This is a genomic window from Clostridioides sp. LIBA-6622 (assembly GCF_056716095.1).
In genome coordinates, this window is the sequence record NZ_CP196998.1 from 2549742 (window position 1) to 2563852 (window position 14111).

General features: G+C 26.7%; 12 protein-coding genes. All 12 read right to left on the reverse strand.

Features of this window, described 5'->3' with window-relative positions; all coding sequences use genetic code 11:
• The 12 genes from ACTG47_RS12125 to ACTG47_RS12180 all read right to left on the reverse strand — a co-directional run bounded on the left by ACTG47_RS12125 (position 1) and on the right by ACTG47_RS12180 (position 14060).
• Positions 1–2358, reverse strand: a complete 2358-nt coding sequence (locus tag ACTG47_RS12125; RefSeq protein WP_479924741.1) for a LamG domain-containing protein — start codon at positions 2356–2358, stop codon at positions 1–3.
• A 14-nt stretch (positions 2359–2372) separates the two neighbouring features.
• Entirely contained in the window at positions 2373–2894 is a 522-nt protein-coding gene (locus ACTG47_RS12130) for a hypothetical protein (protein ID WP_479924742.1), read from the reverse strand.
• Positions 2895–2907: 13 nt separating this feature from the next.
• Positions 2908–3987 carry a hypothetical protein gene (locus tag ACTG47_RS12135; RefSeq protein WP_479924743.1) on the reverse strand — a complete coding sequence of 360 codons (1080 nt, stop codon included), beginning with the start codon at positions 3985–3987 and terminating at the stop codon, positions 2908–2910.
• Complete coding sequence (locus ACTG47_RS12140; protein ID WP_054270811.1) at positions 3977–4192, reverse strand: hypothetical protein; 216 nt, start codon at positions 4190–4192, stop codon at positions 3977–3979. Before ACTG47_RS12140 ends, ACTG47_RS12135 begins: the two co-directional genes overlap by 11 nt.
• 52 nt (positions 4193–4244) lie before the next feature.
• Positions 4245–7139 carry a hypothetical protein gene (locus ACTG47_RS12145; protein WP_479924744.1) on the reverse strand — a complete coding sequence of 965 codons (2895 nt, stop codon included), beginning with the start codon at positions 7137–7139 and terminating at the stop codon, positions 4245–4247.
• Entirely contained in the window at positions 7140–8198 is a 1059-nt protein-coding gene (locus ACTG47_RS12150) for an immunoglobulin-like domain-containing protein (RefSeq protein WP_479924745.1), read from the reverse strand.
• A gap of 32 nt (positions 8199–8230) precedes the next feature.
• Positions 8231–10822 carry an Ig-like domain-containing protein gene (locus ACTG47_RS12155; protein WP_479924746.1) on the reverse strand — a complete coding sequence of 864 codons (2592 nt, stop codon included), beginning with the start codon at positions 10820–10822 and terminating at the stop codon, positions 8231–8233.
• A gap of 21 nt (positions 10823–10843) precedes the next feature.
• Positions 10844–11464 carry a hypothetical protein gene (locus ACTG47_RS12160; protein WP_479924747.1) on the reverse strand — a complete coding sequence of 207 codons (621 nt, stop codon included), beginning with the start codon at positions 11462–11464 and terminating at the stop codon, positions 10844–10846.
• A 25-nt stretch (positions 11465–11489) separates the two neighbouring features.
• The gene (locus tag ACTG47_RS12165) at positions 11490–12488 is read right to left on the reverse strand and encodes an immunoglobulin-like domain-containing protein (RefSeq protein WP_479924748.1); all 999 of its coding nucleotides are present in this window, start codon (positions 12486–12488) and stop codon (positions 11490–11492) included.
• Between the two features lie 80 nt (positions 12489–12568).
• The gene (locus ACTG47_RS12170) at positions 12569–12784 is read right to left on the reverse strand and encodes a phage holin (RefSeq protein WP_479924749.1); all 216 of its coding nucleotides are present in this window, start codon (positions 12782–12784) and stop codon (positions 12569–12571) included.
• 16 nt (positions 12785–12800) lie between these two features.
• The gene (locus ACTG47_RS12175; RefSeq protein WP_479924750.1) at positions 12801–13037 is read right to left on the reverse strand and encodes a hypothetical protein; all 237 of its coding nucleotides are present in this window, start codon (positions 13035–13037) and stop codon (positions 12801–12803) included.
• A gap of 36 nt (positions 13038–13073) precedes the next feature.
• Complete coding sequence (locus tag ACTG47_RS12180; protein WP_479924751.1) at positions 13074–14060, reverse strand: hypothetical protein; 987 nt, start codon at positions 14058–14060, stop codon at positions 13074–13076.
• Between the last annotated feature and the right edge of the window lie 51 nt (positions 14061–14111).

A 14111-nucleotide genomic window follows, 5' to 3' on the forward strand; every position in this document is an offset into this window, starting at 1 on the left:
CTATGTAACACTGTCATTAGTAATATCTAATTCACAATCTATTAATTGTTTTATATATCTATAATCAACAAAAGTATCAGTTAGTCTATTATATTTTAAACCAGAATTCTTATGATATTCATCTACATCAAATTCAATATCATATACTTTATCTTCTACTGAGATAATTCTATCGTTTATATCTTTTATATATTTTTGTTCTTCTATTATTTTATTGTTTAAAATATCAAAATTACTTTTTATTGCATCAAATAATTCTTCACTAAGTCCTCCACCACCAGCTATTGGGAATTTGTCTATATTGTTTGGTGGAGGTAAAACTTCATCAAAGTTAATGATACTTATATCAATACAATCTTTCACATAAATTTTATAGGCATCAATTATAGTATCTGAATCCATCAAAAACATTAATTTTATATTATTTGAATTTATTTGTGTAAAAGTGTTAATATCGCAGTAAGTAAATCCATTATCATCTGTTGAGTATAAAACATTAACACTTCCACGACCCAAAAAGAAAGGTTTAAAATGAGTATATGATTTATCAAATAGAACTTTTTTAATTTCAAAAGATTTACTTGTAAGTATTAATTTTTCTTTATTTTTATAAATTTTAAACCTTTTTATAATACGCTTAATATTGTTGAATGTCATTAGCAATTCAAATTTATTAAATCCTTCACTGTAAGCATCTAATAATAAATTAAAATTGATATTATTAAAATCATCTACTATAGTTTCTTTTAATATCCCATTTATGAAAATTTCAAGCTTATTCATTACATTCGATTTATCATTTATTGATAATATTAATTGATTTTCAGATGCTTGGTTTGCCTTCAATATAGGTTCGTAACAATATAGAATATTTGTTGGTGTAAAATTTTCATTGTATATATTTACATTAGAAATTCTAAACATGCTTAATTCATTAGTAAAACGATAATTACCTCCATCACATCTTTTTGACATATATATGTTGTTGCTTGCATGTTCTTGTGGTATTTCAGATAAAGTATCTGTTTTTTTAAGTATACCATTATGATAAATCTTTATATATTTGTAGTCTTTAATTTCAAAAGCGAAATGATGGTAAACACTTTTATCGAAGTTTGAATAATCTATAGAAGAATATGAATAATCACTAAGATAGAATGTTAATTTTTTAGATTCTGTATAAATTAAATATCCTTTGTTATAAGAAGAAACTCTAGTATCAAATAATATATCTTGTGTACTATTATCATTAAACTTCAAATAAAATTCTATTGAAAAATTTCTAAAGTGAGGATTAAAATTTTGTATTTGTAGATATCCAGATTTCATATTATAGAATTTATCAAATTTACCACCATCAGACATTGTTACTCCATTATTGTTTATAACTTTGGGATTATAACTGCTATCTATTATATCTGTTCCATTTAGAAAGAACACTGTATTCTCATCAATTCTTTGTCTATAATGATATATCTTTTCTTCTACATTCTTAGCTTCATTGTATTCAATAACAAATTTTATTTCATTTTCTCCAATTATATATTTATCATCATATATAATATCAAATATTAAGTTTTCAAAGGTATCAATATACTCTTTTTCTACTTCATTATTTATATAGACTTTAACTTTATTTACAGTAGTTGTATTTGATAATACATTAAAACTTATATGATGTTCTGTTTGTTCCACTATCTCAATATTAGGAGAATAATAGTACGATTCTGTTGGCACTTCAAAATCGTCTGTCCATCTTGCTATATTAGAAATTCTAAATTCATCTATTCTATGATTTGAGGTTCTAGTAGAATCATTTTCCCATCCTCCACCTAAGATTAAATCTCTACCTGTACCATTTATATCTACATTGTAATCAACAAAAGAACATGCGAATTTCCCATCAATATAAATGCTTAAATTATAATTTTTGTACATAAAACATACATGTTGCCATATATTAGCCTTTATAACTTTAGTTGAAGTGAATAATTGGTTTCTTACTGTTGAACCAGTGGTTAACATAATACGAATTAATCCATTATCTTCTATTCTAATAACAAATCCATTATTAACTCCACCTTGATAGTATCCTTTACCTAAAATATCAAAAGTTGTAGGAGTGCTTAGTGAATTCATATATAATCTAAAATCTATAGTCCATTCATCATTTAATTTATATGAACCATCTGGAACTCTTAATCGTTGATTTACATTTGTAAAATTAAAACATTTTCCAAAACAACCATCATCTATAATTTGAGCACCGCCAGAAGTTATCTCTATATTATTAAAACTGCTGTCAATGAAATCTTCTGCTTTTAAGTATACTAAAGTGTGTTTATCTATTCCTTGCATGTTATCACCTCACTTTATGTCACATTATCATTATTTATATCAATCTTACAATCAATTAGATTTTGTATATAGTCATCATTTATCAAAGTGTCAGTAAAACTATTTTTATTTAAATTAGTATTTTTATGATACTCATCTACAATAAGCTTTGTTTTCACAAGCTCACCCTCTAAACGATTTACTTCACATAATATATTAGCCACGAACTCTTTTAGTTCCAAATTATTACCATTTAGTATAACTACATTTTGTTCTAACACTTTTACTCTTTCAATAAGGGGAGTTATATCAGCTACACCACCAGAACCTCCACCAATCTCTCCATTTTCTATCATTCTATTAATAATATCTATATCTTCTCTGTTACTTCTTATATTATTTACATTAATATTTATATTGTTGTCTATATCATCTAGTTTTTTATTCAATCCAGTAATAGCTTTTATTGGATGTTGATCTTCTATATCCGTATTTTTTAATTGATTATGGTCATTTAAATATTCTGTTTTTCCATATCTTTTTATTTTTACACCCATCTCACCTACCACCTTACATGAATATAATATTAAAACTATATTTATCATCAATTGTTATGCAACTAGAGTCCTTTATTATTTTAATCAAAAACTTAGTTGTAGTTCCAGGCAACAAACTAACCTCTAATTCTTTAAATAAATCAGAATTTCCACTTGAATCCCCATATGGCATCAAATAAGCCATGCTATTGCCTTTATCATAACTAGAAACTCCTACTATTTTTAAAATTCCAGTTTTAGTAAGATTTCCTTCATTTGCTACTTTTAACTCATAAACTCTATCTTTACCTTGTACTAATCCTAAATCAAAATCACCATTATTTATATTAGCTTCATCCACAATAAATTTAATTTCTGGTTCAAATGAATACACATCTCCACCATACAACTTGTCTATAGTCACACTGTCAAATAATCTACCTTCACTTTCGACTTCTATCCTTACATTGTTTATTGGAAAAAGTTTTGATGATAAATCAACTACAACAGAATCTTTAGTATATTTCATATCTATCTTTGTAACTATTTCTTCATTATTTTCATCATATATTTTAATATTTTGTGTTTTATCAATTCCTATAAGTGTTATAAAATTACTCTTATACATTTCACAATTAAATATTTCTAATGAATTTTTATTGTCATTTAGATAATATCCTATAGAATTAGAATCAAGTAATTTTGTACTTCCAAAATCTTCCCAATTTAATCCATCTTTTGATGCTCTAAGATTTAATACAAAGTTCTCAGAATATATTACTTTTAAATATGAATAATATATTAATTCCATTTCTGCTGATAGTTCGCATTCTATGTAATTTTCTGTAATAGACTTTACTATACAACCACCATTATTAGATTCTTTTGGTTCATATCTTATATGTGTTTGAAATACATATCCAGACTCTTTTGGACATGGTATCAATAATTCTGTTTTGTCAGCATTTTCAAGTATTTTAATAGAATCACCTGTAAAGGTGATTCTATTATTATCACTTGGAGATATATCCCATAGAGGATTCATTGCACCATTAAATTCCTCACTAAATATATGTCCTGTAGATATTTTATTCAAATTTTTTTTACTCTGCATGAACTTCAACCCTTATACTAGTTACTTTACATATCTGAAAATTTTCATACCCATATTTTTTCACTAGTGATTTAGTAGTTGCTATTGCTGATTGTAAAGTTGGCATGTCACATACTACTCTCCAAAATTCATTTGCTTCATTTGGTGGTCCAGATAATACATTTTGATTTACTTTCTCTTTGTATTGAATTTGATAATTTACCATAATATCTCTTCCCTTCTAACATTTTTGATAATTACTTAGTAATTTATACTTGTTATTTCCTGATTACTCTTCGTCTACCTTTTTCTTTATTATCATGATGTTTAAACATGTAATCTTTAAATGTATCAAGTGCATATGCAACTTGTACTGAGTTTTGAATTCCCAATTTAACTTGTGTATCCTCTATAGATTCACCTGCAATAGTTAACATATCTATCAAATATTCAACAGTTTTATTCGTTTTTCCAAGCTTTCCAAGATACTTTATATTAACAGCTTTATTGAACATATCTTTTATTTTGAAAACTGCTATATCTATGAAAGATTCATCATTATCATAAAAAAACAAAATTTCTACTTCTTTAACTTCTTTTGGAATTGTCAAATCTATATTATAAGATGGCTTTTCATCTCCTAAGAATGTATAAATTTCTTCTCCTATATGTATTTCTAGCACGCCACTATTTTCCATATAAGCTTTAAATTTTAATTGTAAATCAAATTCTTGATTAACTTTAAATTTTAATCCAGAGTTTATACCTTTTTGTTTACTTGATAAAACAAAATCGTTGGTCAATTCTAAGTTATCAATATATAATATGTTTTTTTCTAAATTTCCCAGTGTTCTTTTAGAGTAATCAATCTCACAGTCTTCTCTTATATATACAACTTCATACTCTGAATTACATAATATACTCATTTCTGCATACCATAAGAAAAGTTTCAATGTTCTTTCAAGATGTGGTATTTTACATCTATCCCAATAATATTTTTCACCTATATATTTCATAGTTGAATCTATTAAATCTTTTATAGCTTTTTCAGGCTCTATACCAGCATATCTATAAATATTATGCCTCCATTGATTGTATAGTGTATCAAGAACATATTTCATAACAGAAACATCTATATTTATAACATCTATTGCTATACTCGCAAAATAATCTACTGGATTTTCTATAGGCAATTCAATTACTTGATTTCCTGCTTGTGTATATTTTTTTACATACTTGTCCTTATCTGCTATTATAAAGTTGTCACCAAATATCTTATCTTTATATATATTATAATCAAAACCGTTTTTGGGAAGAATTAGTTCATCTTGACTTCCATCAATAACCACAAACTCAGGAAAATATTCTGTCCCAACTCCAAAGCATCCATCATCATTTTTATATGTAGGTGACTTTGAAAGTTTTAATTCAATTGGTGATTTGTTAGATAATACACCTTTGATTTTTTTTATTATTCCAAATTGAATTTGATACATATTATAAAGATTGGCATTGCATTTATATAACTCATCTATATGGCTTGAAATACTTAATAAACTACTTTCTTTATAAAAATTTATCAGATTAGAATCATAAAATGTTTTAAAGTCATTTTTTTGTATTGTTCCTTTTTCAAATTCTTTATTTATTAGAAGATTGTATTTGCTACTTACTAACATCTTATATATATAGTTTTCAAATACATATAATGAAGATTTTGAAAGGTAATCTGGATATACAATTAGGTCAGTATAATACAAATTACCTTCTTGATATTTTCCAAATAACTCATATTCCTTTATTGATGTTTCCTTATTATTAGATTTTGATATTAATAAGTTATATTCATCATTTTTAAAATCAAACTTTGGATTATAGTATTTGGAAAATAAATCTATACTAGAAATATAAATTTTTTGATTGTCAGCCTTTCTTGTAGTTACATCTATATTATATAAGTTAAATGTAGGTTTACCTTTTACAAAATCATAACTATCAAGTATCTCATATATTTGAATATTTGAACCTGCATGTGTAAAATTTTTAATATTATCTATAACATGAAGACTACCATATATGTTTTTTTCAATATTGTCTAGTAAGTTATATAACTCTATATAATCTTCACCTTTATATAATGTGTATTTAGATTCTAAAAATGTTTGTATCTTACTTGAATATCCCTTTGATAAATACTTTTTATCTTCTATAAGTATTTGTTTGTTAAAATTATTTTTCAGCTTTATATTGTCATTTATTAAAATCTCTGATATGTTTGGTATATCAATAAAATAAGGCAAATTAATATATACATCAGATGAAGAATTTGATGTAGATGTTTTATTTTCTTCAACAAGAATCTTTCTCAAGTCTCCATCTTTTATAAGTTTTTGTGAATCTATGAATAAGTTTTTAATATAGCCTTCAACCAACTTTAGTTTTTCTATAAATATTTTGTTGTTTATTGAACTCTCAAGATTTATATAATCATTTATATTTATTTTTTTATCCCAATCTCTAATATTTTTTTCAAAATTAAATATGTATGTATCATTTTCTGTTTTACTTATATTTATATCTATATTGTCTCCAAAAATTTGTTTACTTGGTATGTCTATCATATCTTCATAATCATAATTTTTTAGATATTTATCAATATTACTTACTTCTGTTATATTATTTTGGAAAGACAACGTATTTTGATTAGTCTGAAATGTATTATAATCATTATTTATTTGAATTTTATTTCTAATATCTTTATATTCTACAAATAATATATGCTCTATAATTGATTTATCTAAATACTGATCTTCTCTACTTAAATACTTCAATACATCATTAAAATTTCTAAATTCCTTAAAATTTTTGTAACAATTTATACATTCATCACTATTTCTATCATATAGCTTTTTAGATATTTTATTTAGATAGATATTTTTAACTGATATTGGTTGTAAAGACTTCTTACTTTTTATAAAAAATTTCTGTTTTTTACTAATATTCACTGACCTTCTGTCATTCTTTAACCTCAACAAAGTATTTTCTATATTACTTTCTGTACGTTCACATTCTAACTTATAAAATATATTTATAGAGTTTTCATCTCCAGAAAGATTATATTTAAAATTAGCACTGACGAAAACGCCAGTGCTAAACTTAAAAGTTGCAATCATCTATTCTTCAATCATAGCTAATATCTTAGCTGAATATATCTTAGAAGCCTTAATTTCTTCTGATGTTTCTCCTTCTAATGAGACAGTGATTTTTGCTTCGATTTTTAGATTAAAACTAAAATCACCAAGACTAGAACTAGGTCTTACTATTGTAGCTTTATAAGAAAGAGCCTGACTATCAAGTTCTAATTTTATATTTGCTGATGTTAAATCTTCACTTTCATTATCAAGTGCTGAAAAAGCTAATGACATATTTTCAACTTTAGCAGGTAATGTAAAATTATTGCTAAGTTCTGTTAATGATTTATTTGGTGCAATATATGAAGCAAAGTCAAAAGTTTTTACAAAATCATCGACTTTTTCTTGATTAGTAGGGTCTTGTTTAAGTATTCTAATATTAGTTATAGTCTTCATAGATGTAAGTTCACCCTTAGTAAGAGTTGCTGTAACAGATACAATACTATCACCATCTTTATATGCAGGTCTAGTGACTACCCCTTTATCACTTAGACAAGTAGAATTACTTGTAGTCCATGTTATTGCTATTTCATTTCCTATTGTAGTTGGAAGTATTAAATCAGTTGTAACCTTATTTATATCAGAATTTTTATTTCTAATAAGTTCCCAAGTTATTGCATTAGCTGCAGATTCAACTTCACCTTCTTGAGTCCATGCTGGTACTGTAACCTTAAATTCTTTACTTCTACTTACACTTCCCTTTGATACAATAACATTTATAGTAACTTTTGCATCTGCTTCCCCAAAGACAGGTCTTGTTACTCTTCCTGATTGCCCTATTATATTTGGACTAGAAGATGACCATGCTATAGTCGAACCACAACTACCTTTTTGTATAAATGTTAGATTTTCTGTAACTATACTTGGTATAGATATGTTTCCTATATCCTCTAGGACACTTTGTAAATCAGTTCGCTTTGATGCTTTTACAAGCACCTTAAATTTTTTAGTTTTAGAGACTTCTCCAGACTTTACATTGGCAGATAAGTATATTTCCTTATCCCCTTCATAGAAATCTGGTCTATTAATTATACCTAACATTAATATTCATCCTTTCCATTTCTAATCATATTTTATATAACAGGTTCTTCTGGTAAATCTGATTCATTCAACTCATCTGTAGCATTTACATTTACTTCGGTTTGGACTTTTCTGCTTTTATATCTAGCAGTTATAACAGCTCCACCTATTTTTACCCCTGTCAATTCTCCATTTTGAGAAACAGTAACTATACTTTCACTTGATGAAATCCAAATTACTTTATCATTCGCGATTATTTCTTCTCCTTCAAGTAAGGAAAGAGATTTTTTTGCTCCAACTGTTAAAGTCGGGTTTTCAGGAGATATTTTTAATTCTATTGTAGGTTCTTCAACATCTGCTCCTTTAGAAAAACTTAATATATTCGTATCAGAAGAATCCCATATTATTTCTAATCCATTATTTGTTTTATCAGAAAAATAAACTGATTCTGTATTGTTTGTACAAGAATAAATATCTTTATACATATCTTGTATTTCTCTTAATGCAGCTTCACACTTAGAATCATCATTGCTTTCATTATATTTAAGTTCTTTTAATATTCCAACACCATATCTTTCATTTGGGGAATTTGCAAAAGGAGTATAAGGAGTAGTTAATGGAAGGTATATATATGTTTCTTCTGGTTTGTCTTCGTATTTCTCAAAAGATTTGTTTACTATTAATTCATCAAATGGGAAAAGTGATTCAGCATCTATCACTATCATACCTGATAAAGCTCCACGAACACCTTCTGCACTATGAACAATTTTTATTCTATCTGCAAAGTATTCGTTTGTATAAACTGATTTACCATACATGTGCTTTTTCATGAATTGCTCTGTTGATGAGAACATAAAATAGTGACTTTGGAAATAGTCAGCAGAATCTGTTTTATACATTGCAAAATCTGTCGTTCCATTTGCTGTATGTACACCATAAGTCTGATGGTATTTTATATCCACGAGATTTCCATACTTATCTCTATTTGAACCGCCTTCTTGAGTAGTTCTTTCTTCTACCTCATCAAAACCTAGATAAAAATAAATTGGTTTTTCAACCATTCCATCTTGTGAACCATAGATATAGTAGCTTAAGTCATTTAAAAAACTTTTTCCATCATTTTGTGCTACATATTTTCTTATATAGTTGTATAAGTCTTGTTCATTATAAGTTACCTGAACTTCAACTGTCATGTCCTTTACTATTGGTTTATCTATAGTTATTGGCAGCTCCGACGGAAAAGTAACTTTTTCTCTTGATATGGATGTTCTTGCATTAGCTGTGATATAATATGTTCCATATCCGTTATTATATTTTACATTTGGATTCATTAATCCAAACTCAGATACAAATTCACTATTTACAGATGCACCTATTGTAACTTGTAAACTAGGTTCATATATAGTCGTTTTTCCACCTGCAATATTTGCTCCAAAATCTCTCGGTATATCCCTTCTATTATATGTATATTTTATTACAGTATCTGCAGGTCTAGTACTAAATAGTGAATTGTTCAACCAAGGGAATGTACCTATATTTACCCATGCTGATTTAGCTCCTGCATTTGATATAACAGTCTTTCCTGATGTTTTTCCACTATCAGTTCCAAGTGTATTAACTCCATTAAAAGGCTCACTATATTTAATATTAAACTTTGGTATAGAAGGCACAGATGAAGAAGTTGCAAATATACCAAAATTTCCAGCTATGTCTTTTTTAGCAAAATCAAAACTGTCAATAGAACCTATATATGCTTGACCAACTAAATATCTATTATCCTCATAATCTACATTTGGATTTCCTGTAACATTTATAAGTACTCTATTCGGATGTACATTAGCAAGTACTCTTATTTTAGTCTTATTATTTAATGAAGATGTAATAGGAATTCTTAAGAGAGCATCTGATCCAGTTATACCAAGCTCAGATTTAAACTTTTCATCAAAATCTGTGAACCAAGATAATTTACACCATTCAGATGAAGCAGAATTAAATTCAGCTATATCTCCAGTTACCATATCTATAACATTTTCTGCTGGCCCAGAATAATCCTTATTTGGATTATCAAAAATTCTCATATAACAGTTATGATAGTTTCTAGCTTGTGCATCTTTTACACCAGTTTTTAGATTTACAACCTTTGGTACAGTTTTTCCATCTCGTTGTTGAGTAGGGTCATCCAATTCTGTATCACATAAATATTTTGGAAAGTACACTTCTAGATACATAACAGTATTTTCTTCTATAGCTTCATCTAGAAGTCCATATTTTGAAATTTCCTCAGAACCAACTTTTGTTGTTTGTTGAGTGATTCTATCAGCTGGTCTTGTAACAGCTCTTACAACAACAGAATCAGTTATTTTAGAAATCTGAGCTTTAGTTATTATCTCATATTCTCTTGAATTTATTTCATCAAAAGAAGAGACTTCTCTATCTTTTATAAGTTTAAAATTTGGATTTGGATATACTATATTCCAACAATCCTCCTTTGAAGGCAATGACTTTCTCATTAAATTTCCAGATACATCTTTTACTTCTTTAGTATAATTTCCTAAAGCTAAAACATTTGCTAAATCTTTTACAAAACTATCTGCATCTGTTTTAAACTCATGGAAGACAAAGTCTTTTATTTCATTACTTAACATATTTAATTTTCCTTTCCATATCTAAATTGGTTCTGGGTCTTTTAACATTCTTATACCAAACCATAATTTCTTAGAAGTTCCACTATCATTATGAAATTTTAAAACTACTCTTGAATCTGAAGGTGCTAGATATACATATGTAGATGAGCCTAAGAAAAGACCTTCTTTTACTTCCCCTAAATACCAATCTTTAAACCACAATTGCCCATTAAAATATAAATTATAGTGGTCATTTTCTCCATATCCACTACATGTAACAGATATAGCAAGAATCTCAACCTCAGATGGAAACAAAACTATCTCTTCTTCAAATACTCCTCTAAGTGCTGGAACTTCTATTAGTCTCATATAATTATATGGTTGTGTTTTTGATGCAAATCCTCTTATACTTCCTATCTCCTTTATTTCATTTACTACATTAACTTCATTGAGATTATCTATATTAGAAACAGATTCAAGTTTTTCCACGCTTTTAACTTGCTCTAAGTTTTCAATATTTTTAAGAGTATCTATTTTTTCTATTTTAGATAGGCTATCTATTTTTTCTATACTTTCTATGTTCTTTATTTCTTCTATATTTTCAACCTTTTTTATTTTATCTAAGTTCCCACCAGCACTATAAGCGACATTAAAGTTACTCATAATTTCACCTCTATTATACTATTTATTAAACTTCTTCTTTAGGTACTGGTTCCACTTCTATAGTTTTATCCTCAACACCAGTTAATACTGGAGGTATATTATCTATTACTGATACCAGCCTAACTGCCACAGTTTCATTTGATGATTTATCAGATACTTTATAAGTAACTTGATATTCTTTTACAACAGATGTATCAACTAAATCTCCACCTTCAACAGTTATTAAATCTGTTAAATCTCCATCAACTTCATCTACAGCTGTTACACCTTCTAAAGCATCAAATTTATCATTTAGGTTTAATATTAAATCATCTATACCTGTAAACACTGGCTTAACAGTATCAACAACAGTAACTTTTCTTACAACACTTGCTTCATTGTTTGATACATCTGAAACTTTGTATGTTAATACTTGTTCTCCTAAAATAGAAGTATTAACCTCTCCTTCTATTACTATCTTAGAAGTTAAATCTCCATCTATATTATCATTAGCAGTAACTCCATCCTTTGAATCAAATGTTGAACCATACTCTACAATACAATCTTCAACACCAGATAATATAGGAGCTATATTATCAACAACTGTTATTATCCTATTTACTATACTTTTATTTTTAGATTTATCTTCCACAGTATAAACAATACTATTGTCTCCAGGTATAGTATTATCTACTGTTCCCTCTATAGTTATAGAATCAGTTAAATCTCCATCAATATCATCCATCGCTGTAACTCCAGCCCTTAAATCTAATTCTTCCAATAAATTTATAGTCTTATTATCAGCTCCACTTATTATAGGTGAACCTGTATCTACAACTGTTATTGTTCTATTTATTGTTGTTATATTTCCAGATTTATCTGGGGCTGAGTACTTCAAAGTATATTGACCAATTACATTTACATTGACTTCCCCTTCTACTATGACAAGTTCTGTAACATCTCCATCTATATTGTCTATAGATCTAACTCCTTGCATTGGGTCAAAAGAACTACCTCTTGGTATCTTCAAATCATTAAAAATCATAATACTATCTCCTTTGTTTTTATTATAAATATTTTTGAAAAGTTTTTTAGAATATAAATATGTTAGCTATTTAAGAAACTTTATTGCTTATCATCTAAATACCACTTATTTTCTGTAGAATTATCATTCAATATTCCAAGTGCTGTGAGCAAAGCTAAAAAGCAATTTACTGTATCAGAATAATTTTTGGGTAGTATATCAACATATCCAAAAGATTGTATTGTAAGTACTAACATCGCTGATAGAGAAACCCAAAACCCCCTGTTTCTTAATCTCTTTTTTAAATAGTTCTTCATATATTTTCTCCTTTGGCTAACGTTTTATTTTTTTACGTTGTTTTTTAGGAATGTTTGGAGTTAATGTACAATAAGTTATATAACCTGAACTTTCACTAGACTCCTTTCTTGCTTGATATAAACAACCTTCTTTTTTAATACAATAACAACATTTTATTCTTACTGCTTTTGAATAAAGCTCTTCTTTATCTTTCTTTTTAATATTTTTTTGTTTAACAGCCATATATTCACCTTCCTTATTAATACTTTTCATTTTCTGAATATACCAACTATCTTTCTCTATTGTAAGTTATTTAGTAAAAAATTCTCTTATTTTTGATTTATTCCATAAGGAATTGTAAACATCTCTTTTATAAATTACAGATAACATACAAGCATTTATCAGTTCATCAATTCTAATTTCTATATCATTTAAATTATCTTCCTTTATTTCATTAACTAAACTGTAATCATCTTTCAAAACATCTAAACTCATAAAACCATTTATAAATGTATTTACATCATGTTTAGCTAAAAACATATTGTGTAAACAAGTCTCTATATTTCCATAAATACTTTTATCATTAAATAAATCATTCTTCATAGTTTTATTTATAAGATTAAACTTTTTACTTAGAATAATATAAGTTTCTGAATTTATTGGTTCTCTTTTTTTGTTATTTTCAATCAAATATAGCTTTTCAACTATTTTTTCTATATCATTACAGTATTCTAATAAAGTAAATACACTTTGAATATCATAAAATAGCGAAAAATAATTTATGTTATGATTACTTTTTTCATATTCATATTGATTCAGTTTGTCAATAAATGAATAATCCACATCATCAAATGAATAATCATTCTTTTTGGTTGTATAAATTCCCTCTACAAAAACTTTTCTTATATTCAATAGTTCATTTTTTATATTTAAAATTTCTAAGTAACTTTCAAACTTAGAGTCACCATATAAATTATTAAAGTTTTCAGCTCTTAGGGTGTCTTGCTCATTTTCTGTAATGGAAAAACAATACTTTTTCATAATTTTACCTTGGTACGCATCATTCTCTATCAAACTTAAATACGATTTTGATAATGATATAAGTTCATTTAATTTTGATACTACATTTGAGGGATGATACTTCTCAAATGATTTTAAAATGTTGGTTTTATAATTCTCAACTGTAATAGATTTACTTGTACACTTTGTTGATTTATATTCAAAATCATCAAATCTACCTACTTTTAAATTAGGTCTATAGCTCAATACATCTTCTTCATTTATACTTTTACTCATATTCTTTAAACCTTCCTTGTTTAAATATCTTAGATTAGCATACTTAAGCTT

What these genes read in the sequence shown, in the direction of transcription:
- ACTG47_RS12125 (WP_479924741.1), bottom strand. Translation starts at nt 2,358, where the DNA reads ATGCAAGGAATAGATAAACACACTTTAGTATACTTAAAAGCAGAAGAT.
- ACTG47_RS12130 (WP_479924742.1), bottom strand. Translation starts at nt 2,894, where the DNA reads ATGGGTGTAAAAATAAAAAGATATGGAAAAACAGAATATTTAAATGAC.
- ACTG47_RS12135 (WP_479924743.1), bottom strand. Translation starts at nt 3,987, where the DNA reads ATGCAGAGTAAAAAAAATTTGAATAAAATATCTACAGGACATATATTT.
- ACTG47_RS12140 (WP_054270811.1), bottom strand. Translation starts at nt 4,192, where the DNA reads ATGGTAAATTATCAAATTCAATACAAAGAGAAAGTAAATCAAAATGTA.
- ACTG47_RS12145 (WP_479924744.1), bottom strand. Translation starts at nt 7,139, where the DNA reads ATGATTGCAACTTTTAAGTTTAGCACTGGCGTTTTCGTCAGTGCTAAT.
- ACTG47_RS12150 (WP_479924745.1), bottom strand. Translation starts at nt 8,198, where the DNA reads ATGTTAGGTATAATTAATAGACCAGATTTCTATGAAGGGGATAAGGAA.
- ACTG47_RS12155 (WP_479924746.1), bottom strand. Translation starts at nt 10,822, where the DNA reads ATGTTAAGTAATGAAATAAAAGACTTTGTCTTCCATGAGTTTAAAACA.
- ACTG47_RS12160 (WP_479924747.1), bottom strand. Translation starts at nt 11,464, where the DNA reads ATGAGTAACTTTAATGTCGCTTATAGTGCTGGTGGGAACTTAGATAAA.
- ACTG47_RS12165 (WP_479924748.1), bottom strand. Translation starts at nt 12,488, where the DNA reads ATGATTTTTAATGATTTGAAGATACCAAGAGGTAGTTCTTTTGACCCA.
- ACTG47_RS12170 (WP_479924749.1), bottom strand. Translation starts at nt 12,784, where the DNA reads ATGAAGAACTATTTAAAAAAGAGATTAAGAAACAGGGGGTTTTGGGTT.
- ACTG47_RS12175 (WP_479924750.1), bottom strand. Translation starts at nt 13,037, where the DNA reads ATGAAAAGTATTAATAAGGAAGGTGAATATATGGCTGTTAAACAAAAA.
- ACTG47_RS12180 (WP_479924751.1), bottom strand. Translation starts at nt 14,060, where the DNA reads ATGAGTAAAAGTATAAATGAAGAAGATGTATTGAGCTATAGACCTAAT.